A 23,567-nucleotide genomic window follows, 5' to 3' on the forward strand; every position below is an offset into this window, starting at 1 on the left:
CTTCTATTCGTTGGTCTGACAACGGGCATCCATCCCGCTATCGCCTCGACCGCACGCGACCGACGCGATAACAGGGCGCCTTTCACCGAGTTCATGAGCCAGCTGTGACGGCAAGTCTTCTCTGACTTCCTTGATGGCACGTGAAATGGCATGGGCAAAGCCAATGGCATCGGCACTGCCATGACTCTTGACCACGATGCCGTCCAGCCCAAGCAGACTGGCGCCGTTATAGCGCACCGGGTCCAGCTCGCCACGCAGACGGCGCAGCGCAGGACGCGCCAGAAGCCCCACCAGCCGACTGCCCCAATGTGCTTCGAAGGTCTGCTGAACACGCTGAATAAGCATTTTCGCCAACCCTTCACTTGCCTTGAGCACGGCATTGCCAACGAAACCGTCGCACACTACCACATCTACAAGGCCAGAGTAGATACCATCGCCTTCGATAAACCCACGGTAATCCAGTTGAGCAAAATCGCGTAAGCGTGCATCCGCCTCACGAACGCTGGCGGTACCCTTGGTTCCTTCGATTCCCACATTGAGCAGCGCGACCCGCGGCTTTTTCAGGCCATCAATCCGTCGCGCCATGACCTCGCCCATCAACGCGAAGTCGACCAGCCGCTCGGCGTCGGCCTCGACGTTGGCCCCCAGGTCCAACAGATAGCAATGCCCCTTGCCCCGGGTCGGCACGGCCGTACTGATCGCCGGGCGTGGAATACCCGCCACCGTTCCCAACGCGCGACGCGCCAGCGCCATCAAGGCCCCCGTATTGCCGGCCGACACCGCTGCCTGAGCTTCACCGGAGGCCACACAGTCGAGCATCATCGAAAGGCTCGAATCCTTGGATCCGCGCAGAACACTCGAGGGTTTGGCGTCTTCGGCGACAACAGCAGGGGAATGGTGCAGGGTCAGGCGGGAAAGCGAGGATGCATCGCATCGCGACAGGTGCGCGAGCGCTTCATCGAGGGCGGGCTGCTGGCCGAACAGGCTCAGGTGCAGCTGAGGATGGGCCTGAAGAGCCCGAACGGCGGCTGACACGGTGGCACGGGGACCTAAGTCCCCGCCCATCGCGTCGATGGCGATTCTCACGTCAATACGCAGAGCGTCGCCAGCCGAAGCACTGACTTACGCTTCGACGACCTGACGACCACGGTAGAAACCGTCTGCAGCCACATGGTGGCGACGGTGAGTGGTGCCGGTTTCCTTGTCCTGAGACAGGGTCGGGGCGGTCAGTGAGTCGTGGGCACGACGCATGCCGCGCTTGGAACGGGTCTTACGGCTCTTTTGAACTGCCATGGGGTTTCACTCCAGAGTGCATCGATGATCTATCAGGATTTGCCTTTCAAGGTGCGCAGCACATCGAAAGGACTATCAGCAGGCGTTGCCGAGGCCTCGGACGCGTCGCCGCTGCTCAGCTGGTCTGATGAAACGCCACACTGCGCTTCATCGTGGTAAATCACCTGCGGCAGACTGAGGATCAATTCATCCTCGATCACCGTCAGGAGATTCAGCTGTTCGTCTTCCACCACTACCGGCTCATGTGTGCTCGGCAAATCGGCGGCAAGCGCATCGCTGCTGACCACACCCAACAGGAAATGGCTACTGACGTGGGTCGGCATTGGCTCCAGGCAGCGCCGGCAAGGCAACTGCACATCGGCTTCCAGCCGACCCTCAATCACTCGACGCCCTTGAGTGTCGATGGCGAAGTCCAGCCAGACTTGGCAATCGCCCTGCTGGGGTCCGGCATCTTGAGCTAGGCGCGCGAATTCATCGAGTGCCACAAGGCCTTCGATATGTTCGGCGTTGGCGGCGAGCCGATGGGGCTCAACCTTCAAGGGGAGTCGTGTGGTCAACATAGGCGCGCAATGATAGGCACTCCCCCGCCGGGTGTCAAAGCATCCTGGCAAGGCTGTATGCTTCCGGGTTCGAAGGGCACGCTTGACTGCCTCGATACGTTCATTTACTTGCCCCTCTGGAGACCGCATGACACGCCTGGTTCTCGCTTCAAGCTCCCCCTGGCGCCGCCAATTGCTCGAGCGCCTGGGCCTACCCTTCACCTGGGCAAGCCCCGAGATCGATGAAACGTCTCACCCCGGAGAAACACCCGTGGCCCTGGTACATCGCCTGGCGCTGAGCAAGGCCAGCCGCCTGGCCGACACCTTCTCCCACCACCTGGTCATCGGTTCCGATCAGGTAGCGGTGTTCGACGGCGAGATACTCGGCAAGCCTGGCAGCGAAGCCGCCGCTCGCGCCCAACTGCTGCGCTTTTCAGGCCAGCGTGTGCGCTTCCTGACCGGCCTTGCACTGCTCGATACTGCCGGCGCCCGCCACTGGCTCGCCCACGACACCTATGACGTGGTGTTTCGTCGCCTCGAGGAAGACGAGATCGCCCGCTACATTGCCCGCGAGCAGCCGCTGGACTGCGCCGGGAGTTTTCGCATGGAAGGCCTGGGCATCACCCTCTTCGAGCGTCTAGAAGGCGATGACCCCAACAGCTTGATCGGCCTGCCGTTGATCCGCCTCTGCGCCATGCTGAGAGAGGCAGGCCTCGATCCACTAGGCGCCGAGGCGACCGCCCAACGCCCTCAATAGGCCTGATAGCGCAGCGGTGACTGGGCCTGAGGCAGCCCCATCCATTCGGCGGCCACCCGCCCGAAGCGCCGAGTCAGGCGGTCGAAGGGGTCGAGCCCAGGGGTGTAGTCCTTGAGGCGTGGCGCTTCCAGACGCGCCCGAGCTACCCCATCCAGCGTGTCCAGCCGATCCACCAACCCAAGATTGACGGCCTGCTCACCGGTCCACACCAACCCTGAAAACAGCTCAGGGTCATCGGACAGCCGCTCTCCGCGGCCGGCCTTGACGTCATCGATGAACTGGCGATGGGTGGTATCGAGCACTTCCTGCCAAAACGCCCGCTGGCGAGGCGAAATGCCCTTGAAGGGATCAAGGAACGCCTTGTTATCGCCGGCAGTGAAGACCCGGCGCTCTATCCCCAGACGGTCGATGGCTTTCTCAAGGCCGAAGCCGGAGAAGATCACCCCGATAGAGCCCACCAGGCTTGCCGGCGCAGCGACGATCTGATCGGCCGCCGCCGCAATATAGTAGGCGCCGCTGGCACCGATATCTTCGACCACCGCAATGATCGGTTTGTCGCCCTGATCCCTCAATCGCATGATCTCTTCATAGATACGCTGCGACTGCACGGGGCTGCCGCCGGGGCTGTTGATATGCAACACCACCGCCGTTGCTCCTGGTGCCTCCCAGGCGCGCCTGAGCCCCTCGATGATGCGCTCGGCATTGGCCGGCGACTGGCTATCGATCACGCCTTGGACCTCGACGACACCCAGATGCTGCCCCGCCATCACCGACGGCTGCGCGGCCCTGTAGAAGCTATAGAAGGTCGTCGCGATCATGGTCAGGATCAGCGCGGCAAACAGGAACCGAAAGAACAGCTTCCAGCGACGTGAACGCCGCTGCTCAGTCAGCACGCCACCGACCCAGCGATCCATCATCTCGAGCTGGGCAAGGCGCTGGCGTTCGCGCAGGGTCTCGGCATCCTCGTCGCTCGCGGGCCCGGCACCTTTGGCGGCTTGCTGCTCGGCACGCCGCGCTTCTTCCCGGCTTAGCTCCGGCCCCTGGGTCCATCGATCCTGCGGTTTATCGTCACTCATGGGCATCCTGCTCAAGATCAAAAATGGCTTGGTGACACCATATTGGCATTTCTACCTCGGCGTCATCGCGACACTCACCGTGCAACGATAATGACAGCAGCCGCGCCAGTTCAGCCGTGAAGCCAGTCGATTAGCTCGGGAAAATTGTCGGCGGTAAAGGTGGGCCGGCTGGCGGCCAGTCGCTCGCGATCATGCACGCCGTAGGTCATAGCGACCCGATCCATCGACAGCGCCCGCGCCATCTCCAGATCATACTCAGTATCGCCCACCATCACGGCTTCGTCCGCCGACACCCCGAACTCGTCAAGGAGCTCTTCGAGCATGCGCGGATGCGGCTTGGAGCGCGTCTCGTCGGCAGTGCGGCTGGCATCGAACCAGGCCCCGCTGCCGTTTTCGGCAAACACCCGATCCAGCCCCCGCCGACTCTTGCCGGTGGCTACCGCCAATCGCATGTCGGCACGCTCACGAAGCCTTGCCACCCCGGCCTCGACTCCCGGGAAAAACGCCAGCGGCTCAGCCTCGGCGGCCACGAAATGATGCGCATAACGTTCACGCAGCCGTTCGGCCTGCTCAGCGCCGATGCCCGGGCACATCCGCGCGATGGCCTCCGGCAGACCAAGGCCAATGATGTCGCTTACGGCCTCTCCGGGCAGCTCGCCCCACCCCGCATCACGCGCGGCGGCCTGCATGCAGGCCACGATCCGCGCCTCGGAGTCCATCAGCGTGCCGTCCCAATCGAAGATCACCAGTCGATAACGCATAACTCTCCAATTTCCGGCTCGCCCATTTGCCCGCTTGCCGGTTTATTCGCCTGCTGGCTTGCAGCTCAATTTTCCTGACTCAGGACTGCTGGCGTGCCCGCGCGAGCACCGCAGTCAGTTCATCGCCCAGCGGCGCCTTGACGTGCACCGGCCGGCCGCTATCAGGCTCGGGGAAGGTCAGAGCCGCGGCATGCAGGAAGAGACGGTTGAGCCCGAACTTGGCAGCCAGCGCCTCGCCGCTACGGGTGCCGTACTTGTCATCACCGAGCAGCGGATGCCCGGCATGGGTAGCATGGACGCGGATCTGGTGGGTACGCCCGGTGACCGGCTCGGCCTCGATCAAGGTGGCATTGGCGAAGGTCTCGCGCACCCCGAAACGGGTTCTGGACACCTTTCCCGCCGGGTCGACCCGCACCCGGCGCTCGCCATTGCCGGCCTCGAAGCGATCCAGGCGCGCGCTGACATAGTCGCGCCGTGCCGGCCAGCGGCCGGCCACCAACGCCAGGTACTGTTTATCCATCTTGCGCCCCTTGAGCGACTCGTTGAGGGACAGCAGTGCAGGACGCGACTTGGCCAGTAGCAGGCAGCCCGAGGTATCCCGGTCCAGCCGATGCACCAGTTCCAGAAAGTCCAGGTCCTCGCGCACCTGGCGCAGGGCCTCGATCAGGCCAATCTTGACGCCGCTGCCGCCGTGAACGGCGAGCCCCGAGGGCTTGTTGATCACCAGCCAGCCCGGCCCCTCGACCAGCACGCTGCCGGCCAGCAGGTTGCGCAGGTTGTTGCTGACCTCGCGCACCGCCTCTTCCGGTGCCAACCGCAGTGGCGGCACCCGCACCAGGTCGTTGAGCTCGAGCCGATAGTCGACCTTGACCCGCTTCTTGTTGACCCGCACCTCACCCTTGCGCACGATCCGATAGATCAACGCCTTGGGCGCTCCCTTCAATCGGGTGCGCAGAAAGTTGTCGATGCGCTGCCCTACCTGGCCCTCGGTGACCTCAATCCACTGTACTTCTCGCCCCTCGGCCATTCGTTACTCCGTCTCACCTGGTCATGTCTTGCGCTCGATAGATCGGCCCATTCTACCGCACCGACGCCCTCACTGCGCCAATTGCTGCTATTGGGCATTGCTGTTATATTTCCAGTTCGCTCAAATGGGGCCAATAGCGCCCCACAATGGCGCCTGCACGTCAGACACGCAGGCCGGGGCCAGGAATCAGGCCGCCACGACGACTGCCCGAAGCAGGGTCGCGGCGCCACTGTAAGAAGAAAGCGAAACTTGAACGCCACGCCCGGACCCCGGGCCGTTCCCAAGACGGGACGACCCGCAGGCCACGGGAATACTCAACAGCGAGCCGGAGGCCGGCGTTGGCGAATCGATGTATGCCAGGTGTCTGGCGGTAGACCGCGGGGCCGGCAGGGCGTGATGCCCGCCGAAACATGTCCCGCCACCGCCGCGTACTCAACATGATCACGCTCGAACAGTCATGGGATCTACCCACTGCCCGAGCCGGGCGCACAAGCATCCGCGACATGCGCTGAGCACAAGCACGCAGCACCCAGAGGTTCGCCTTCGTCGACCGCTTACGGGCGCCATCCGGTGCGCGCCAGCAAGCGAGACAACATGAAACGGATGCTCATCAACGCGACCCAGCCAGAAGAGCTGCGGGTCGCTCTGGTCGATGGACAACGCCTTTACGACCTGGACATCGAATCCGGTGCCAGAGAACAGAAAAAAGCCAATATCTATCGCGGCAAGATCACTCGCGTAGAACCCTCCCTCGAAGCCGCCTTCGTCGATTTCGGCGCCGACCGCCACGGTTTCCTGCCGCTGAAGGAAATCTCCCGCGAGTACTTCGTCAAGGAGCCCAGCGGGCGCCCCAACATCAAGGAAGTGCTCAAGGAAGGCCAGGAAGTCATCGTCCAGGTCGATAAAGAAGAGCGCGGCAACAAGGGCGCCGCCCTGACCACCTTCATCAGCCTGGCCGGTCGTTTTCTGGTCCTGATGCCTAACAACCCGCGGGCCGGCGGCATTTCTCGCCGCATCGAAGGCGAAGAGCGTGCGCAGCTCAAGGACGCCATGGGACAGCTCACGCTGCCCGACAAGATGGGCGTGATCGTGCGCACGGCAGGGATCGGCCGCTCCTCCGAAGAGCTGCAGTGGGACCTGGACTACCTTGCCCAAGTGTGGGAATCCATCACCGAAGAAGCCGGTAAGCGTCCCGCTCCCTTCCTGATCTATCGCGAATCCAACGTCATCATCCGTGCCATGCGCGACTACCTGCGCAACGACATCGGCGAGGTATTGATCGACAGCCCCGAGGTGCATGAAGAAGCGCTGGCCTTCATCCGGCAGGTCATGCCCTCCTACCAGCAGAAGATCAAGCTGTACGCCGACGAAGTACCGCTGTTCTCGCGCTTCCAGATCGAATCCCAGATCGAGACCGCCTACCAGCGGGAAGTCAAACTGCCCTCTGGCGGCTCGATCGTCATCGATCACACCGAAGCCCTGGTCTCCATCGACATCAACTCGGCGCGCGCCACCCGCGGCAGCGATATCGAGGAAACTGCGCTGCAGACCAACAGCGAGGCGGCCGACGAGATTGCCCGCCAGCTGCGCCTGCGCGATATCGGCGGTCTGGTGGTCATCGACTTCATCGATATGAGCCCCGCACGCAACCAGCGTGAGGTCGAGAATCGCATGCGCGACGCCCTCAAGCTCGACCGCGCCCGCGTGCAGATCGGCCGTATCTCGCGCTTTGGCCTGATGGAAATGTCGCGCCAGCGCCTGCGCCCCTCGCTTGGCGAGACCAGCGGCGTGGTCTGCCCGCGCTGCGACGGTCAGGGCACCATCCGCGACGTGCGCTCGCTGTCGCTTTCCGTCATGCGCCTGCTCGAAGAAGAGGCGATGAAGGAACGCAGCGCCCAGATTCGTGCCATCCTGCCGGTGCCGGTGGCCACTTATCTGCTCAATGAGAAGCGTGCAGTGCTCGCCGAGATCGAGCGCCGACAGGGCGTGCGCCTGCTGGTGCTGCCCAACCCGGAAATGGACACCCCTCACTACGACGTACAGCGCCTGCGCGATGACCACGTCGATGAGGATGAGTCGGTCAAATCCAGCTATGAGCTGCCCACCGACAGCGAAGTTGGCAAGGAACCGGATGCGAGCATCGCCAAGCCGGTGCAGCGCGCCGAAGCCGCGGTCAAGAGCGTGATTCACACCGCCCCTGCCCCTGCCTCGCTGCAGGAAGAGCCTGCTGCCCCCGAGGCCAAGGCACCGGCCGCCGCCCCCCAGGCGCCGGCAGTTGACGAAAGCGGTGTAATCTCTCGCCTGTTCAAGGGCCTCGGCAAGCTGCTGGGCAGCGGTGAAGCCTCTCCCGCCTCGACAGGCAATCAAGCCGGCAGCGGCAAGCAGCAGGAAGAACAGCGCCAGACAAGCAATCGCAACGAGGATCGAGACAGCGAGTCTCGCCAGAACGGCAACAACCGTGGCGGCCGAGGCGGACGTGGAGGCAACAACCGCCGCGGCCGTGACGACAACCGCAACCAGGGCAACAAGAAGCCGGACAACCGCGGCGACGGCAACAGCGATAACCGTGACGCCAAGCCAGAGGGTCGCAGCGACGGCAACCGCCAGGGCGGCAATCGGGGCCGGGGACGCCAGGACGACGAGCGTCGCCAGCAGAAGCCCTCGACCAAGAGTCAGGGTGACAAGGGCCAGAACGACAAGCCCCAGACCGATAAGCCCCAGAGCGATAAAGCGCAAGGCGACAAGAAGTCGAGCCAGGGCGAGCGCAAGGACAAGCCTCAGCAGGCCGACAACAAGAAGCCGCAGTCCACTGACAAGTCCAATCAGGGAGAGCAGCCGGCCAAGGAAACCGCCAAGAGCGACGGCAAGCCTAAGCGCACTCGCAACAACCCGCGCAACCGGACCCGCAAGCAGGCCCTGAATCCTCAGGCCGAAGCCGAGCAGAAGCGTCTGCAGGCAGAGGCGCAACAGGCGGATTCCGAAGCGCCGAAGGACGAGGCCCAACAGGCCGAGACTGCCAAGCAGGAAGCCCCGAAGCCGCAAACCCAGAAGACTGATGACGAGCCCCAGCAGGCGTCTGCGAAAGAGCAGGCGCCGAAAGCCAAGCAGCCCAAAGCGGAAGAACTGAAGGCTGAAGAGGCCAAGGCTGAAGAGCCGAAGGCAGAGGCTCCGACACAGACGCAAGAGCAGACCAAGCAGGAAACGCCGCAGGCTGAAGAGCCCCAGCAAGCGACTCCGAAGCAGCAAGCGCCGAAAGCCAAGCAGCCTAAGCCTAAAGAAGCCAAGTCTGAAGAGCCGAAGGCAGCAGCCCCTAAGCAAGCACAGCCTGAGGTAGAGGCACCGGCACAAGAGGCATCCGAGCAGGAAGCGCCTAAGGCCGAGCAGCCGCAAGAAGTGCCTGAGTCTGAAGCACCTAAGCCTGAAGCGCCCAAGGCAGAGACTTCGGCACAAGAGGTTCCGGTACAAGAGGCAGGCGCGCAGCAAGCCCCGAAGGCCGAGCAGCCGCAAGAAGCGCCTGAGCCTGAAGCGCCTGAGCCTGAAGCGTCCAAGGCAGAGGCACCGGCACAAGAGGCATCCAAGCAGGAAGCCCCAAAGGCCGAGCAGACGCAGGAAGCGCCTGAGTCTGAAACCGCTACGCCTCAAACGTCCAAGGCAGAGGCACCGGCACAAGAGGCATCCAAGCAGGAAGCCCCAAAGGCCGAGCAGACACAGGAAGCGCCTGAGTCTGAAACCGCTACGCCTGAAACGCCCAAGGCTCCAAAGCAAGAGGAGTCTAAGCCCAAGGCGCGTCGCCGTCGCCGCGCTCATAACGACCCGCGCGAGATCCGTCGTCGTGAGCAGCAAGGCAAGTCCGACGACGGCCAGTCCTGATCGGCAGGCCCGGGGCAACCCGGGCCACCGCTGAAAGGCGGCAACCAAAAACGCCCGCAGGCTAAGCCTGCGGGCGTTTTTCATGGGCGCCTATTCGACCCTCAGAGCGGCCTATTCGAGCGACCTACTTGACCTGTCTACGCCGTGATACCGACCTGCCTCGGCTCGCGCTCGAGCGCCACACCAAAGCGTTCCAACACTCGCGAGGCGATGCTGTCGGCGAAGCGCAAAAGCCCCTCGGCATCGCCACCGCCATGATGGACCAGCACCAAAGCCTGGCGATCATGCACGCCGAAGGCGCCCTCGCGATGGCCCTTGAGCCCGCACTGATCGATCAGCCAGCCAGCCGCCAACTTGTAACGGTCGCCGGGCTGGGGGAAATGCGGCATCTCGGGATAGCGCTCAAGCAGTGTATGCGCCAGGTCAGCTTCGACCACCGGGTTCTTGAAGAAACTACCGGCATTGGCGAGCGCCGAGGGGTCTGGCAGCTTTTCACGGCGCAGGGCGCAGACCGCCTCGGCGACCTCAAGGGGCGTCGGTGTCGGCCCGACACGGCTCGCCAGGTCACCATAGCCCAGGCGAGCTGCCGCCTGCGTGGAAAGGCAAAGCTCGAGGCGCGTGATCACCACCTGGCCATCGAGGGCGCGCTTGAAGAGGCTATCCCGGTAGCCAAAGGCGCAGTCGGCAGCATCGAGCACCTGCTCGCGACCGTCGGCAAGATGCACCAGATGTACCCGCTCCAGCACCTCCGCGAGCTCGACGCCGTAGGCGCCGATATTCTGAATCGGGGCGGCACCACACTGACCGGGAATCAGCGCCAGGTTCTCGATACCCCATAGGCCCTGCCCGGCCAAGGTCATGACCAGCTCATGCCAGTTCATGCCGGCATCGACGTGCACCCTCACCCGCCTGTCATCCAGCGTCTCGCAGCGATAGTCGGCAAACTCAGGGTGAACCACCAGCCCCGGCAACCAACCGCCGAGGATCAGGTTACTGCCGCCTCCAAGCACGGTGACCGGCCAGCCGGCCGCGCGGGCCTCATGAAGCACCGCGACGAGCTCCTCCGGCGTCGAGGGCGCCACGAAGCGCTCGGCCACGCAGGGTAACCCCAGGGTGTTGGCGCCGCTAAGATCGTGATGCGGATGCCAGACGAGGCTCACGATGTCGAGTCCAGCCGCTTGCGCAGGACCCCGATGAGCCCATCGGCGGCGGCCTCGACCAGATCCAGCACTTCGCCGAAGCCGTCTTCACCGCCGTAGTAGGGGTCCGGCACCGCTGCTCCTTCACGACCGGCAAAATCGAGAAAGAGTCCGACGTGGGCGTCACAGTCGCTGGGACGCATCGCCAATAAATCGGCCAAATTGTCATGATCCATGGCCAACAGGTAATCGAAGCGCTCGAAGTCGGCGCGCTCGAGCTGGCGCGCCCGCAGGCCGCTAAGATCGATACCCCGGGTGGCAGCGGCTGCGGTGGCGCGGCGATCCGGCGCCTTGCCCACATGCCAGTCGCCGGTCCCACAGGAATCGATAGTCACGCTCTCGGCAAGGCCTGCCGCCTCGAGCTTGTGGCGCAGCATGCCCTCGGCGGTCGGCGAGCGGCAGATGTTGCCGAGGCAGACGAACAGCACGCGCATCTCAGCGCTCCTTTTTCTTTGGTGAAATGTCTTCTGGTGAGACGTTTTCTGATGGAATGTTTTCTGGTTGAGTGCCGGCAGACTGGGCGGCGGTGTGCGCGAACAGGGCGCGCACCCGCTCAAGGTCGGCCTGGGTATCGACGCCGGCGGGATGCGGCTCGCCGGCCAGGGCGACCTGGATACGGTGCCCGTTCTGCAGGGCGCGCAGTTGCTCGAGCTGTTCCAGCTGTTCCAGCGGCGCCGGGGCCCAGTGGCGATAGGCGGCCAGGAAGCTGGCGCGGTAGGCATAAAGGCCGATGTGGCGCAGCCAGGCATCCTGTGCAAGCAGTTCCGGCCGGCTGGCGAAGGCCTCCCGATCCCACGTTTCCCGATCCCAAGGGATAGGCGCGCGAGAGAAATACAGGGCGCGGCCGGCGAAGTCTCGCACCACCTTGACCACATTGGGGTTGAACAGCATCTCGACGTCGCTGATCGACTCGCCCAGGGTCGCGATGGACGCATCAGCGTCCTCCTCGAGTCGCGCGGCCACCTGGTCGATCAGGGCCGGCGGCAACAGCGGCTCATCCCCCTGGACGTTGACCAGGATGGCATCCTCGGCGAGCCCCAATCGTTCAGCGACTTCGGCGAGCCGGTCGGTGCCGGAAGGATGGTCGGCGGCGGTCATCACCACCTCGGCGCCGGCCTCCTCGGCTACCTCGCTAATGCGCGGGTCATCGGTGGCCACCACCACACGGCTTGCCTGGCTGGCCAGGGCCTGGCGCCAGACCCGGACCACCATAGGCTCACCGGCGATGTCGAGCAACGGCTTGCCAGGCAGCCGGCTGGAGGCAAAGCGAGCCGGGATCACGGCGACGAAGTCGCTCATGCCTGCCCCCCTGCCTCACCACGATTCGGAGCCGCCTTGCCGAGCTTCTCGTCGACGTCCATGACCCGAGCTTCCTCGGCCAGCATGACCGGAATGTCGTCGCGGACCGGGTACGCCAGGCCATCGAAGTGGCACTTGAGCTCTGCGTGTTCACGGTCGTACTTGAGCTTGCCCTGGCACTGTGGACAGACCAGCATGGCCAGCAATTCCTTATCCATCATTGTCTTTCCCCTTGCGCGACGCGCGTCAGCGCATCGAGTTGCGTGGCAAACCATTCGATAAAGCCGGCCGACGGACGGGCTTCCACGTCCAGCGCCCAGCAGCGCGCATCGGCGAAGCCACGGCACTTGACGGCATCCTTGGCGGTCATCACCACCGGCGCTTCATCGTCAAAGCGCAGATCCTGCGACGTGAAACGATGATGATCAGGCTTGGGATGCGGCGCCACCTTTAATCCCAGCCCCTCGAGGGTCGCGAAAAAGCGCGGCGGGTTGCCGATGCCGGCCAAGCCATGCACGTCGCAGGCGAAAGGCAACGGCGACAGCGGCAGGCGCTGATCGTCGCTGAGCCGTCGCCAGGCAACCGGATCAAGGGTCATGCTGAAGCGCTGCTCGGCTCCTTCGGCCCCCGCCACGTCACCGGGATCGGCACCGTTGACCACCAGCGCATCGACGCTCTCAAGCCTTGCGAGCGGCTCGCGCAGCGGCCCCGCCGGCAGGCAGCGGCCATTGCCAAAGCCACGTTGTCCGTCGACCACCACCAGTTCCAGGTCACGCCCCAGCGCCAGATGCTGCAGGCCATCATCACTGATCAGGATATCGCAGCCCTCGTCGAGCAGCCTCTCGGCGCCGCGGGCGCGCTTGGGGTCGACCACGACCGGCACGCCGGTCTGGGCCGCCAGCATCAGCGGCTCATCGCCGCAGACATCGACCGCTGTCGAGGCGGTGACGCGCAGCGGGTAGTCGGCGCTCTCGCCGCCATAGCCGCGCGACAGAATGCCCGGACAATAGCCCTGCTCGGCGAGATACCGCGCCAGCCAGGCCACCAGCGGCGACTTGCCGGTCCCACCCAGCGTCAGGTTGCCGACCACCACCACCGGCACGCCGGGATGATGGACCGGCCGTTTGCCGGACTGAAAATCGGCCAGACGACGAACCACCTGGCGGCGATAAAGAGCCTCCAACGGCCGCAGCAGGCCAAGCCAGGCAGCATCGCCGTACCAGGCGGCCAGCAGCGCCTCGCCGAGACGTTCGCTGACCCGGCTCCACACCGTCATGGCGTTTCCTGAAACTGCAGCTGATGCAGGGCGGCATAGGCGCCCTCGCGGGCGAGCAGCTCGGCATGGCTGCCCTGCTCGACGATCTCGCCCTGCTCCATCACCAGAATGCGATCGGCGCGCTCGATGGTCGAGAGCCGGTGCGCAATGACGAAGGTGGTCCGACCACGACAGACCTCTTCCAGGGCTTTCTGGATATAGCGCTCGGACTCGCTATCCAGCGCCGAGGTGGCCTCATCGAGAATCAGCAGCGGCGCATCCTTGAAGATCGCCCGTGCAATCGCCAGCCGCTGGCGCTGGCCGCCGGACAGCATGACGCCGTTGTCGCCCACCGGGGTGTCGTAGCCTTTCGGCAGTTCCATGATGAAATCATGGGCGAAGGCGGCACGAGCGGCGGCTTCAACGGCGTCCTGATCAGGATCATCGACGCCATAGGCGATGTTCTGGCCGATCGTGGTATTGAACAAGGTGACCTGCTGGGACACCAGCGCAATCTGACGACGCAGCGGTGACAGCTTGAAATCATCCAGTGCCACCCCATCGAGAGTGATAGCGCCCTCGCAGGGCCGATAGAAACGCGGCAGCAGGTTGACCAGGGTGGACTTACCACTGCCGGAGCGACCGACGATGGCGATCATCTGGCCCGGCGCGACATCGAGATCGATGCCTTTCAGTACCTCGTTCTGGCCCTCGGCGTAGGCAAAACGCACGCCCTCGAAGAGAACCCTCCCCGTCAGGCGGCCCGGCTCGGTGGTTCCCTGGTCGGGTTCGGCCGGCTCCGCGATCAGGCCAAACAGCTCGCCAGACGCGGCGATGCCCTTCTGGATGACGCTATTGACGTCGGTGAGCTGGCGCACGGGCTTGGCCATCAGCGAGGCCGCGGTGATGAAGGCCACGAACTCGCCCGGCGTCATGTCATCGAGCAGGGCCGGCGACATGGCCAGCCAGACAAGCCCCGCCAGGGCCAGTGCAACCAATAGCTGAATGACCGGCGTGCTGATGCCCTTGGTCAACGCCTCCTTCATGCTCTGGCGGCGGTTGTCATCGCTGGCCTTGGCGAAGCGACGCTTCTCATAGGCCTCAGCGCCATGGGTACGGACCACGCGATAACCCGACAGCGCCTCGGAGGCCACGTGGGTCACATCACCCATGGAGCGCTGTATGCGCCGGGACAGGCGCCGAAAGCGTTTGCTGGCATAGCTGACGACCAGCCCGATCAGCGGCGTGACCGCCATGAACACCAGGGTCAACATCGCATTGGTCCACAGCAGGTACCCCAGCAGACCGAGCACGAAGAGCCCCTCGCGCAGGATCACGGTGATGGCGTTACTGGCCGCCCCGGTGACCTGTTCAACGTGGTAGGTCACTCGTGAGACCAACTGACCGCTGGAATGCTCATCGAAGAAGCGCCCCGGCAGGTGCAGCATGTGATTGAAGACATCGCAGCGCAGGGCGTGCACCACGTTGCGCGCCACCTGGCTCATGAAGTAGGTGCCAAGAAAGGTCCCCAGCCCACGGGCTGCGAACATGCCCACCACGAACATCGGCAGGAAAAGGCGGAAGGCCGCATCCGGGTTCTGAATACCATCGATCAGGCGCTTCATCATCTCCGCCAGGGCCGTGCTGGACGCGGCGTAAATGGCATAGCCGAACACGGCCAGCATGAAAGAACGCCAATAGGGCCTGACATAGTCGAGCAGGCGCTTGTAGAGAGCCCATCCTGAGTCGTAGGTCACGGTGTCTCCGCTTGATTGGTACTGTCGTTTGCTTCGCGAGTCGCGATGCGCACACGGGTGATGTCCAGGGCAGCAGCCTGATCGAGAGCGGCCACCACTCGGCGGTGGGCGACCCGCCCATCGGCCTCGATCACGAGCCCATGGTCGCGGGCAGCATCGGCCTGGGCGGCCAGTGCCGCCGCCAGGTCACGCTGATCGACGGATGTCTCTCCGAGCCGATAGTCGCCGGCAGCACTGATCGAAAGCACCACCGGCGCGGTATCGGCCGGCGCCGCACTAGCGCTTTCGGGAAGTTCGAGTTCCAGAGCCTGGCGGGTCTCGAAGGTGGTCGAGACCATAAAGAAGATCAACAGCAGAAACACCACATCGATCAGGGGCGTCAGGTTGATCTCCACCGGCTCCCGGTGACGGCGCGGAAACTTCATGCGCCGCGAACTCCCTGACCCAAGGCCTCGTCACGCTCGGTGAGGGTCAACTCGCCCGGGTAGTGGGCCAGGAACTCCACCAGCTGGCTGGCCTGCTGCTCCATGCGCACGGTGATGTCCTCGACCCGGCGCTGGAAGAAACGGTGAAACATCAGCGCCGGTATCGCCACCGTCAGGCCCGCGGCGGTGGTCATCAATGCCTGGGAAATCCCGCCGGCAAGCTCTGCGGTGCGCCCGGCCCCCTGGGCACTGACCAGCACCGAGAACACCTCGATCATCCCGACCACGGTACCCAGCAGGCCAATCAGCGGCGTGATCGCGGCGATGGTACCCAACGGGCTCAGGAAGCGCTCCATGTCATGGATCACTGCGACGGCCGCCTCCTGCAGCCGGGCACGCACCTGATCATGGCCGAGCCGAGCATTGCGAAGCCCGGCGGCCAGCACGCCACCCAGCGGTGAGTGGCTTTCCAGCCAGTAAAGATTGACCTGCCCCTGAGCGACCAGGGCGCAGACCTCTCCGCCCAGCCCTGCCGGGGCGATGCGAGCAGCGCGCAAGGTCCACAGCCGCTCGATGATGATCACGGTAGCGACCAAGGAACAGCCCAGCAGCGGCAACATCAACCAACCACCGACCTCCAGTGCGCCGAGCATATCCATATCAGAGTCTCCCAAATGCCATGACCGCCGGGGACGCCATCGACGGTCATCTAGGGGCGAGATTCTACCCCATGGCAGCCGCCATCGACACCGCGTCGCCAGCTCGGTTGGCGCTCGGCGGTCACCACTGGCGCCTCGCCCGGGGTCAGCGTGACCGTCACCGCCCCGTCAAGCGCGGTATTCCAAAGGCAACTGCCCCGTCGGCGAAAGCGTCGCACCACCTCCGCGGCCGGGTGACCGAAACGGTTGTCACGCCCGGCACTGAAGATGACCTGGCGAGGATCCGTCGCCGTCGCGAAGGCCGCTCCCGAACTGGTGCGGCTGCCATGGTGCCCGGCGACCAGCACATCGATACGCTCGGGCAGAGCGGACAGCAGGCGACGTTCCACCGCCCGCCCGGCATCACCGGTGATCAATATCGCCTGTTCGCCGAGACGCACCAGCAGCACACAGGAGCGATCGTTGGCAGAAAGCGCATCGAGAGGCCCGGCCGGCGGCCAGAGTACCCGGAAGTCAACATCGCCGCTGCTCCAGCGCTGGCCGGCGACGCAGGGGCGGGAGTCGTGCCCGATGGCCTCCCCACTAGGCGCCAGCCACTCGCCCACCCGGTGATCGGCAAGCGCCGGCACGCCGCCCGCATGGTCCTGATCGCCGTGACTCACGATGACCCGCGAGAACGCCTGCCCAGGGGGCCAGAGTCCGGCTAGCGGCATGAAGCCAGAGCTGAAACGCGGCCCGGTGTCGTACAAGAGCCGCGTTGTCTGAATGCCGTTATCAGCATCGCCATCACGGCCACCCTGTGTACCGTCATTCACGCTGTCGTCGGCACGGGGCCGAATACTGGTGCGAATATCAGTACTGCGAGAGTCAGTCGTCAGTTCAATCGCCTGACCCTGGCCCACATCATAGACCTGCATCCGCAGACTCCCTTGGGCAGGCAGCGGCGCCTCAAGGGTGACAGGCACGGCAACCATCAGCAGTGAAACCGCCACTCGCAGTGACCGTGTCACACTCGGCAGCCCCCAGGCCAGGGCGACACCGGCGAGACACAGCGCCACCGGCAGACGTTGCCAGGCTGGCAGCGAAAGCAAGGGCGTGACCGCCACGGCGTCGCTCAAGCCGGCATGCAGCAGCGTCGTCAACGCCTCGAAAAGCAGCCAGCAGACATGGGCCAGGGGCGGCACCCCACTTAGCACCCAGACCAGCAGACCCAGCGGCACCATCAGCATGCTGACCCATGGGACTGCCAGCAGATTGATGATGGCCGACCCCGGCGCCAGCCGTCCGAAGGCGATCACCACTGCGGCGGCCATAAGCGGGGCCAGCAGTAGCTGGGTGCGAACCAGCGCCCAGGCCCAGCCCTTGAGGCCTTGGGGCCGGGAACGCCCCTGCCAGATCAGGATGAGCCAGGCCACGGCCAGAAAGGACAGCCACAGCCCCGGTCGCCAGAGCGACAGGGGGTCGACCAGCACGACCATCGAAAACGCCAGCCACCAGGCCTGCCAGGGTCCGGGCGCGTGACGCCCGCAGGCGACCCAGAGGCCAACCAGGGTCATGATCAAGGCACGAAGCGCAGGCGGCTCGAGACCCGCCAGCCAGGCATAACCGCCGGCCGCCGCGCCGGCCAGCACCCAGGGCCAGACCGCCATGCGCCAGCGTCCGGGCGTCACCCAGCGGGCCAGACCGCGCATCAGCCATAAAACGCAGGTCGCGACCAGTCCCACATGCAGCCCCGATACCACCACCAGGTGCGTGGTGCCACTGGCATTCAAGAGCGCCCAGTCATCATCATTGAGTCGCTCACCGGCTCCCAGCGTCAGGGCCGCCAGCCAGCGGCGACCAAGACCTTCGGGATAATGGCTATCGAGAAAGGTCAGAGCCGCCTGACGAGGTGAAAAAGGCGCGCCGGCCAAGCGCTCGGCCGGCGGTGAGTGCCGCACATAGCCGGTTGCTCCCAGCCCCTCGCGCCACAGCCAGGCGCGATAGTCGAAGGTGCCGGGGTTGGCGAAACCCGACGGCGGACGCAGCCGCACCGTCAGGCGCCAGCGCTCACCCACCGCCATGGCGGGGCCGTCGTAAACCGACAGTCGCACCCGCTCGAGGGCGTCACAGCTTGCAAGGCCAGGTTCCAGAGTATGGCAATCATCTACGGCAAAGCGCAGCCGGCTCGCCGGTTGACCGGCCTGATAGGCGAGGACGCGCCCCTCGAGCCGGAGCTCTTGCCCGACCAGGCCTCGGGGCAGTTCGGCGTCCCGCGTCAGCAGCAGCGAGCCACCGACCAGGGTGGCGGTGACGAACAGCACCAGGTGAGGCCACTGCCGGGGCAACCGCGCAAGAATCAGCAGCCCCGCCACGCCCCAGACCGCCAAGAGCCCGTCCGGTGTTTGGATGGCGAGCCCGGCCCCCACCATGGCGGCGATCGCCAACGGCATGCCAAGCCCACTGCGCATGGTACGCATGACAGTCTTCGGCCCTCCCTGGCCCTGTCTCACCCTCGAACCGGCCGAAGCCGTGGCGAGGGGCATGGCTTGTATGGATAATGGCTGCGGATCGTGTAATCCGTACCACCCATCGCCTGCGAGCCTGCCATGCCGCGCCGCTTCCTACAGCGCTACATGCCCCATCCCGATGCCCTCAAGGGTAATCGCTCGCTGCGCTTCATGCGCCATTTGATCGGCGATGCCTCGCTGTGGATGCTGTCGCGCCGCGCGGTGGCCAATGCCTTCATGGTCGGCGTGTTCTGCGCCCTGCTGCCGATCCCCTTTCAGATGGTCCTGGCCGCTGGCGGAGCCTGCCTGCTGCGCTGCAACCTGCCGCTCTCGATCGGGCTGGTATGGATCACCAACCCCTTGACCATGCCGATCATCTTCTACGGCAACTATCGTCTAGGCGCCTGGTTGCTTGCCACTCCGCCAAGAGCGGCACCCGATACCCTGTCGACGCAGTGGGTAGCCGAACAGCTTGTCGACATCCTGCCGGCCCTGGCGCTGGGCTCGCTGGTCGCGGCGGTGGTCGCCGGCCTCGCCGCCAACGCCGGCATCCGGTTGATCTGGCGCTGGCAGGTCTCACGCAGCTGGCAGCGACGCCGAAAGCAGCGCCGCCTGAGGGCCGCACTGACCGGCAAAGGCCGCAACGATGACTGCTGATCAGTTGATCAGCTGGTCAAGGCTGTGCGCGTCGATTCGTCACTGATCAGCCGATCGCTTTAGCCGCTGCTTCCTCTGGCGATGCTGAGGCCTGGGTGTTGGATAGCCACGTTAGCCATCAAAGGGTAGTTATCCAAGCTTGGCTATCCAGGCCCAGCTATCTACGCATCGCGATCCAACCTCAGCCGTCTACGCTCAACTGGCCGTTATCCAGCTTCATCACCCGATCCTGATGGGCGGCGAGACCGGTATCATGCGTCACCACCACAAAGGCACAGGCGGTCGTCTTGGCGAGCTCGTCCATCATCGCAAGGATGCTAGCGGCGGTGGTCTTGTCGAGATTGCCAGTGGGCTCATCCATGAGCACCAGGCTGGGATCAGTGATCAATGCACGGGCGATCGCCACCCGCTGACGCTCACCACCGGAGAGCTCACCGGGCTTGTGATCGCTTCGCTTGGCCATGCCGACGTGCTCGAGAATCTGTGCGGCACGCTCGCAGGCCTGCTTACGCGACTGACCGCGCACGATCAGCGGCAGTGCGGCGTTTTCCAGGGCAGTGAGCTCGGCTAACAAATGGTGGAACTGGTAGACGAAGCCGATATGGCGGTTACGAAAGCGCCCAAGCTGGCTTTCGCCCAGCTCGGCCAGTGACTGCCCCGCCACCTTGACGGTGCCAGCGCTGGGCCGGTCCAGACCACCCAGCAGGTTAAGCAGGGTCGTTTTGCCCGAACCGGAGCTGCCAACCACGGCCACCCGCTCACCGGCGCGCACCTCAAGATCCAGATTCTCGAGCACCGTCACATCCTGGGGCCCTTCATGATAGGTCCGCGTCAGTCCCTGGCACTCAAGCAGCACCTGGCCAGCCTTGGGGGAGGCGTGCTCCTCGGTCATGATTGTCTCCTTACTCATCGAGGGCCTCATTCGTAGCGCAGCACATCAGCCGGCTGGATGCGCGAGGCGCGCCAGGCCGGATACAGGGTAGACAGGAAGGTCAACCCGAAGGCCGCCGAGATAATCACGCCCACATCGGACCATTCCAGGCGAGACGGTAGGTAGCTGATGAAGTAGACGTTGGCGTCCAGGAAATGGATGCCAGTGGCCGCCTCGAACCAGGCGATCAGGTCGGCAATCGTCAGCGCCAGTGTCACCCCGACGCCCAGACCAATCAGGATACCGATGATACCAATCGCCAGCCCCTGGACGATGAAGATGCCCATGATCGAGCCGGGCGTCGCGCCGATGGTGCGCAGAATGGCGATATCCGCCTTCTTGTCGGTGACCACCATGACCAGGGTCGACACGATATTGAAGGCAGCGACGGCGACGATCACGGCCAACAGCAGACCGATCATGCGCTTCTCCATCTGGATCGCCTGGAAGAGGTTGCCGTGGGTCTGGGTCCAGTCGATGCCGCGATAGCCTGGCCCCAGTTCATCGATGATCTTGCGGGTCTCGCCATGGGCAGCGAAGAGGTCATCGAACTCCAGGCGCAGCCCTCCGACGGCATCGCCCATCCTCGCCAGGGTCTGCATGTCGGCGATATGGGCATAGGCCAGGCTGGCGTCCAGGTCGGCGCCGACGCTGAAGATCCCGCTCACGGTGAAGCGCTTCAGGCGCGGGAAGACCCCGCCCGGGGTGATCGAGGCCTCGGGTACCAGCAGGGTGACGCGGTCGCCCACTCCGACGCCCAGCCGCCTGGCCAGTAGCTCACCGAGCACCACCTTCCATTCCCCGGGCTTCAGGTCGTTGAGGCTACCCTGAACCATGTTCTCATCGATGATCGACACCTTGGCCTCGGCATCCGGGTCGATGCCATTGACCATGGCGCCTTCATTGCGCCCGCCGATCGAGAACATGCCCTGCTGCTGCACATAGGGCGCGGCGCCGATCACCCGCTCGCGCTGCATCAGGTGCTCAGCCAGCGGCTGCCAGTCGGTCATCCCTGACGGCGCCTCGATGCGGGTGTGGGGCACCATGCCCAGCACCCGGGATCGCAGTTCGTGATCGAAGCCGTTCATCACCGACAGCACCAGGATCAGCACGGCGACACCGAGCATCAACCCAAGCATCGAGGTCAGGGAAATGAAGGAAATAAAGTGATTGCGTCGCTTGGCGCGCACGTAGCGCAGCCCAAGCATAAATGGCAGACGGTCGAGCATCGCGATCGGTTCCTTGTCAGCGGGCGCTCATGGTACGGTTTTTTGCCTGGCGACGCATGTGCGCCACGAGGAGCAAGGCGATTATCCTGCGTCGGATCCCTTGCATCCCGGCGGCGCCCACCCTACATTGCGCCGTCCCCGGGGCAAGGCCCCGATGAGCATACCCGTGAGAAGACTGCGATGGCTAACCGCTTGTTCCCCGAATGGCATCAACAAGATGCCGTGCAACTGACCTGGCCGGGTGCCGACAGCGACTGGGCCCCCATGCTGTCGCGGATCGAAGCCACGCTCGAGCGTATGGTCGTGGCCATCGCCCGCTACCAGCGCGTGCTGATCAGTGTCGCCGATATCGACACCCACAGGCGCCTGGCGGCCACCTTTGCCCATCTCGGTGTCCCCGCGCACAGACTTGTGTTCTGCGTGGTGCCAAGCGATGACAGCTGGGCGCGGGACCACGGGCCGATCGCAGTCGAGCGTGATGGCAGGCTCACCCTGCTCGACTACTGCTTCACCGGCTGGGGCGGCAAGTTTCCCGCCGCGCGTGACGATGCCCTGAATCGTGCACTGGCCGATCAGGGCGTCTTCGCCGCACCGCTTGAATCCCGCGAGCTGATTCTTGAAGGCGGCGCCATCGAGAGCGATGGCGAAGGCACGCTTTTGACCACCGAAGCCTGCCTGCTCAATGAAAACCGCAACCCTGAACTGGACCGGGCAGCCATCGAGGCCCGGCTCGCCGAGGACTTCGGCGTGACCCGGGTGCTGTGGCTCGCACACGGCCATCTGGAGGGCGATGACACCGACAGCCATGTCGATACCCTGGCGCGCTTCTGCGACCCGCAGACCATCGCCTTTGTGCGCTGTGATGACCCCGAGGATGCGCACTATGCCGCGCTTTGCGCCATGGAAGATGAACTCAGGGCGCTGCGCCAGGCCGACGGTACGCCCTACCGGCTGATCCCGCTGCCCTGGCCACGGCCCTGCTTCGATCCAGAGGACGGCCACCGCCTGCCGGCCACCTACGCCAACTTTCTGATCATCAACGGCGCCGTGCTGGTGCCGACCTATGGCGATGCCACAGACAGCATCGCGCTTAGCGCATTGGCCACCGCCTTCCCCGACCGCGATCTGGTGCCCATCGACTGTCGTGAGGTGATCCGTCAGCACGGCAGCCTGCATTGCCTGACCATGCAGCTGCCTGAGGGCAGCCTGACCGCCTCTCACCTTGCCAGCGACGCTAGCCACGACGCTGACAACCATTCAGCCGCCGACGCTCAGGAGTGATCGCATGTCCCAGACCTTAACCGTTGGCCTGGTCCAGCAGCGCGCCTGGCCCGACAAGGCACAAAGCCTCGATGAGACCGAAGCGGGTGTCCGCGAGCTCGCAGCCCGGGGCGCCGAGCTGGTGCTGCTCCAGGAGCTGCATGCCAGCCACTATTTCTGTCAGTACGAGGACCCGGCGGTATTCGATCTGGCCGAGCCGCTGGACGGCCCCACCGGCAGCCGGCTGGCGGCGCTGGCCGCCGAGCTCGATATCGTGCTGGTCGGTTCGCTGTTCGAGCGCCGAGCCGCCGGGCTCTATCACAATACCGCAGTGGTCTATGACCGGGCGCAGGGCGCCGTCGGCCACTACCGCAAAATGCATATTCCCGACGATCCCGGGTTTTACGAGAAATTCTACTTCACCCCCGGAGACGCCGAGGGTGTCACCGCCGGGGACACGCTGGGCGGTTTTGCGCCCATCGACACCTCGGTCGGTCGCCTGGGTCTGCTGGTGTGCTGGGATCAGTGGTACCCGGAGGCGGCCCGCCTGATGGCCCTGGCCGGCGCCGAACTGCTGCTCTATCCCACCGCCATCGGCTGGACGCCCGCCGACGAGGCCGACGAGAAAGCCCGCCAGAAGGACGCCTGGACGCTCATCCAGCGCGCCCATGGCGTCGCCAACGGCCTGCCGGTGTTGGTCGCCAATCGCGTTGGCCACGAACCCGACCACAGCGGCGCCAGCGACGGCATCGACTTCTGGGGCGGCAGCTTCGTTTGCGGCCCTCAGGGCGAGCTGCTGGCCCATGCCGGCGAAGACAGCCAGCGCCTGCTGGTCGAAGTCGACATGAGCCGCGCCGAAGACACGCGACGCATCTGGCCCTTCCTGCGCGATCGGCGCATCGATGCCTACGGCGATCTGAGCCGACGCTTCAGGGACTGAACCAGCCCCGTGCTGCCCACCTGAGCCTTCCCTCCCGGTCTGGCCCTGCGCCGCCCACACCAAGAACCCCCGCCAGGATGCCTGACGGGGGTTCTTGGTACTGACTATCGTGCCGGGCCGCGGCGCTGCGGCCCTTAAACGCGT

Annotated in this window: 22 protein-coding genes; 5 read left to right on the plus strand and 17 right to left on the minus strand. The window is 64.8% G+C overall.

Features of this window, described 5'->3' with window-relative positions:
• Positions 1-3: 3 nt before the first annotated feature.
• The 3 genes from plsX to BCL93_RS01350 are packed head-to-tail and all read right to left on the minus strand — an operon-like array spanning position 4 to position 1,853.
• Positions 4-1,086, minus strand: coding sequence for a phosphate acyltransferase PlsX (plsX, locus tag BCL93_RS01340; RefSeq protein ID WP_112053311.1), 1,083 nt, complete (start codon positions 1,084-1,086; stop codon positions 4-6).
• Between the two features lie 36 nt (positions 1,087-1,122).
• The gene (gene rpmF, locus BCL93_RS01345) at positions 1,123-1,293 is read right to left on the minus strand and encodes a 50S ribosomal protein L32 (RefSeq protein ID WP_112053312.1); all 171 of its coding nucleotides are present in this window, start codon (positions 1,291-1,293) and stop codon (positions 1,123-1,125) included.
• 32 nt (positions 1,294-1,325) lie between these two features.
• Positions 1,326-1,853 (minus strand): YceD family protein, encoded by a 528-nt coding sequence (locus BCL93_RS01350; protein ID WP_112053313.1) that lies wholly within the window; start codon positions 1,851-1,853, stop codon positions 1,326-1,328.
• Positions 1,854-1,980: 127 nt separating this feature from the next.
• Between BCL93_RS01350 and BCL93_RS01355 the strand changes: the two genes are divergently transcribed.
• Complete coding sequence (locus tag BCL93_RS01355; protein ID WP_112053314.1) at positions 1,981-2,589, plus strand: Maf family protein; 609 nt, start codon at positions 1,981-1,983, stop codon at positions 2,587-2,589.
• Here BCL93_RS01355 and sppA read toward each other — a convergent pair.
• The 3 genes from sppA to rluC all read right to left on the minus strand — a co-directional run bounded on the left by sppA (position 2,583) and on the right by rluC (position 5,453).
• Positions 2,583-3,665 (minus strand): signal peptide peptidase SppA, encoded by a 1,083-nt coding sequence (gene sppA, locus BCL93_RS01360; RefSeq protein WP_112053315.1) that lies wholly within the window; start codon positions 3,663-3,665, stop codon positions 2,583-2,585. The two genes, BCL93_RS01355 and sppA, sit on opposite strands and share 7 nt — an antisense overlap.
• Positions 3,666-3,775: 110 nt before the next feature.
• A complete protein-coding gene (locus BCL93_RS01365) occupies positions 3,776-4,426 on the minus strand; it encodes an HAD family hydrolase (protein ID WP_112053316.1) in 651 nt (216 codons plus the stop codon).
• 79 nt (positions 4,427-4,505) lie between these two features.
• Complete coding sequence (gene rluC, locus BCL93_RS01370) at positions 4,506-5,453, minus strand: 23S rRNA pseudouridine(955/2504/2580) synthase RluC (RefSeq protein WP_112053317.1); 948 nt, start codon at positions 5,451-5,453, stop codon at positions 4,506-4,508.
• A gap of 594 nt (positions 5,454-6,047) precedes the next feature.
• Between rluC and rne the strand changes: the two genes are divergently transcribed.
• Complete coding sequence (gene rne, locus BCL93_RS01375) at positions 6,048-9,323, plus strand: ribonuclease E (RefSeq protein WP_112053318.1); 3,276 nt, start codon at positions 6,048-6,050, stop codon at positions 9,321-9,323.
• Between the two features lie 137 nt (positions 9,324-9,460).
• Here the strand turns inward: rne and murB are convergent, their stop codons facing one another.
• From murB to BCL93_RS01420, 9 genes are read right to left on the minus strand one after another with little or no spacing between them, the layout of a single operon-like run.
• Positions 9,461-10,483: a UDP-N-acetylmuramate dehydrogenase gene (murB, locus tag BCL93_RS01380; protein ID WP_425339107.1), complete on the minus strand. Its 1,023-nt coding sequence runs from the start codon at positions 10,481-10,483 to the stop codon at positions 9,461-9,463.
• A complete protein-coding gene (locus BCL93_RS01385) occupies positions 10,480-10,956 on the minus strand; it encodes a low molecular weight protein-tyrosine-phosphatase (protein WP_112053320.1) in 477 nt (158 codons plus the stop codon). Before BCL93_RS01385 ends, murB begins: the two co-directional genes overlap by 4 nt.
• 1 nt (position 10,957) lies before the next feature.
• Positions 10,958-11,821 (minus strand): 3-deoxy-manno-octulosonate cytidylyltransferase, encoded by an 864-nt coding sequence (gene kdsB / locus BCL93_RS01390; RefSeq protein WP_112053321.1) that lies wholly within the window; start codon positions 11,819-11,821, stop codon positions 10,958-10,960.
• Positions 11,818-12,039, minus strand: a complete 222-nt coding sequence (locus BCL93_RS01395; RefSeq protein WP_112053322.1) for a Trm112 family protein — start codon at positions 12,037-12,039, stop codon at positions 11,818-11,820. The genes kdsB and BCL93_RS01395 overlap by 4 nt, the downstream gene beginning before the upstream one ends.
• Positions 12,039-13,097: a tetraacyldisaccharide 4'-kinase gene (lpxK, locus tag BCL93_RS01400; protein WP_112053323.1), complete on the minus strand. Its 1,059-nt coding sequence runs from the start codon at positions 13,095-13,097 to the stop codon at positions 12,039-12,041. The genes BCL93_RS01395 and lpxK overlap by 1 nt, the downstream gene beginning before the upstream one ends.
• Positions 13,094-14,833, minus strand: coding sequence for a lipid A export permease/ATP-binding protein MsbA (msbA, locus tag BCL93_RS01405; RefSeq protein ID WP_112053324.1), 1,740 nt, complete (start codon positions 14,831-14,833; stop codon positions 13,094-13,096). Before msbA ends, lpxK begins: the two co-directional genes overlap by 4 nt.
• Positions 14,830-15,258 carry an ExbD/TolR family protein gene (locus tag BCL93_RS01410; RefSeq protein ID WP_112053325.1) on the minus strand — a complete coding sequence of 143 codons (429 nt, stop codon included), beginning with the start codon at positions 15,256-15,258 and terminating at the stop codon, positions 14,830-14,832. The genes msbA and BCL93_RS01410 overlap by 4 nt, the downstream gene beginning before the upstream one ends.
• Complete coding sequence (locus BCL93_RS01415; protein ID WP_220086216.1) at positions 15,255-15,917, minus strand: MotA/TolQ/ExbB proton channel family protein; 663 nt, start codon at positions 15,915-15,917, stop codon at positions 15,255-15,257. Before BCL93_RS01415 ends, BCL93_RS01410 begins: the two co-directional genes overlap by 4 nt.
• A gap of 50 nt (positions 15,918-15,967) precedes the next feature.
• Positions 15,968-18,376, minus strand: coding sequence for a DNA internalization-related competence protein ComEC/Rec2 (locus tag BCL93_RS01420; protein WP_309251205.1), 2,409 nt, complete (start codon positions 18,374-18,376; stop codon positions 15,968-15,970).
• A gap of 129 nt (positions 18,377-18,505) precedes the next feature.
• Between BCL93_RS01420 and BCL93_RS01425 the strand changes: the two genes are divergently transcribed.
• Entirely contained in the window at positions 18,506-19,063 is a 558-nt protein-coding gene (locus BCL93_RS01425) for a DUF2062 domain-containing protein (RefSeq protein WP_112053326.1), read from the plus strand.
• Between the two features lie 181 nt (positions 19,064-19,244).
• Here the strand turns inward: BCL93_RS01425 and BCL93_RS01430 are convergent, their stop codons facing one another.
• Complete coding sequence (locus BCL93_RS01430) at positions 19,245-19,955, minus strand: ABC transporter ATP-binding protein (protein WP_112053327.1); 711 nt, start codon at positions 19,953-19,955, stop codon at positions 19,245-19,247.
• Positions 19,956-19,981: 26 nt separating this feature from the next.
• Positions 19,982-21,223, minus strand: a complete 1,242-nt coding sequence (locus BCL93_RS01435) for a lipoprotein-releasing ABC transporter permease subunit (protein WP_112053328.1) — start codon at positions 21,221-21,223, stop codon at positions 19,982-19,984.
• A gap of 180 nt (positions 21,224-21,403) precedes the next feature.
• Between BCL93_RS01435 and BCL93_RS01440 the strand changes: the two genes are divergently transcribed.
• Both BCL93_RS01440 and BCL93_RS01445 read left to right on the plus strand, forming a co-directional pair.
• Entirely contained in the window at positions 21,404-22,504 is a 1,101-nt protein-coding gene (locus BCL93_RS01440; protein ID WP_112053329.1) for an agmatine deiminase family protein, read from the plus strand.
• Positions 22,505-22,508: 4 nt separating this feature from the next.
• Positions 22,509-23,423 carry a carbon-nitrogen hydrolase gene (locus BCL93_RS01445; RefSeq protein WP_112053330.1) on the plus strand — a complete coding sequence of 305 codons (915 nt, stop codon included), beginning with the start codon at positions 22,509-22,511 and terminating at the stop codon, positions 23,421-23,423.
• Positions 23,424-23,567 lie beyond the last annotated feature (144 nt).

This window comes from Onishia taeanensis (assembly GCF_003268885.1).
In the GTDB taxonomy this organism is placed as follows: Bacteria; Pseudomonadota; Gammaproteobacteria; order Pseudomonadales; family Halomonadaceae; genus Onishia; species Onishia taeanensis_A.

What these genes read in the sequence shown, in the direction of transcription:
- BCL93_RS01410 (WP_112053325.1), bottom strand. Translation starts at nt 15,258, where the DNA reads ATGAAGTTTCCGCGCCGTCACCGGGAGCCGGTGGAGATCAACCTGACG.
- BCL93_RS01365 (WP_112053316.1), bottom strand. Translation starts at nt 4,426, where the DNA reads ATGCGTTATCGACTGGTGATCTTCGATTGGGACGGCACGCTGATGGAC.
- BCL93_RS01430 (WP_112053327.1), bottom strand. Translation starts at nt 19,955, where the DNA reads ATGACCGAGGAGCACGCCTCCCCCAAGGCTGGCCAGGTGCTGCTTGAG.
- rluC (WP_112053317.1), bottom strand. Translation starts at nt 5,453, where the DNA reads ATGGCCGAGGGGCGAGAAGTACAGTGGATTGAGGTCACCGAGGGCCAG.
- BCL93_RS01435 (WP_112053328.1), bottom strand. Translation starts at nt 21,223, where the DNA reads ATGCTCGACCGTCTGCCATTTATGCTTGGGCTGCGCTACGTGCGCGCC.
- lpxK (WP_112053323.1), bottom strand. Translation starts at nt 13,097, where the DNA reads ATGACGGTGTGGAGCCGGGTCAGCGAACGTCTCGGCGAGGCGCTGCTG.
- BCL93_RS01425 (WP_112053326.1), top strand. Translation starts at nt 18,506, where the DNA reads ATGCCGCGCCGCTTCCTACAGCGCTACATGCCCCATCCCGATGCCCTC.
- sppA (WP_112053315.1), bottom strand. Translation starts at nt 3,665, where the DNA reads ATGAGTGACGATAAACCGCAGGATCGATGGACCCAGGGGCCGGAGCTA.
- BCL93_RS01355 (WP_112053314.1), top strand. Translation starts at nt 1,981, where the DNA reads ATGACACGCCTGGTTCTCGCTTCAAGCTCCCCCTGGCGCCGCCAATTG.
- BCL93_RS01385 (WP_112053320.1), bottom strand. Translation starts at nt 10,956, where the DNA reads ATGCGCGTGCTGTTCGTCTGCCTCGGCAACATCTGCCGCTCGCCGACC.
- BCL93_RS01440 (WP_112053329.1), top strand. Translation starts at nt 21,404, where the DNA reads ATGGCTAACCGCTTGTTCCCCGAATGGCATCAACAAGATGCCGTGCAA.
- kdsB (WP_112053321.1), bottom strand. Translation starts at nt 11,821, where the DNA reads ATGAGCGACTTCGTCGCCGTGATCCCGGCTCGCTTTGCCTCCAGCCGG.
- BCL93_RS01415 (WP_220086216.1), bottom strand. Translation starts at nt 15,917, where the DNA reads ATGGATATGCTCGGCGCACTGGAGGTCGGTGGTTGGTTGATGTTGCCG.
- rne (WP_112053318.1), top strand. Translation starts at nt 6,048, where the DNA reads ATGAAACGGATGCTCATCAACGCGACCCAGCCAGAAGAGCTGCGGGTC.
- BCL93_RS01420 (WP_309251205.1), bottom strand. Translation starts at nt 18,376, where the DNA reads ATGCGTACCATGCGCAGTGGGCTTGGCATGCCGTTGGCGATCGCCGCC.
- BCL93_RS01350 (WP_112053313.1), bottom strand. Translation starts at nt 1,853, where the DNA reads ATGTTGACCACACGACTCCCCTTGAAGGTTGAGCCCCATCGGCTCGCC.
- BCL93_RS01395 (WP_112053322.1), bottom strand. Translation starts at nt 12,039, where the DNA reads ATGGATAAGGAATTGCTGGCCATGCTGGTCTGTCCACAGTGCCAGGGC.
- rpmF (WP_112053312.1), bottom strand. Translation starts at nt 1,293, where the DNA reads ATGGCAGTTCAAAAGAGCCGTAAGACCCGTTCCAAGCGCGGCATGCGT.
- BCL93_RS01445 (WP_112053330.1), top strand. Translation starts at nt 22,509, where the DNA reads ATGTCCCAGACCTTAACCGTTGGCCTGGTCCAGCAGCGCGCCTGGCCC.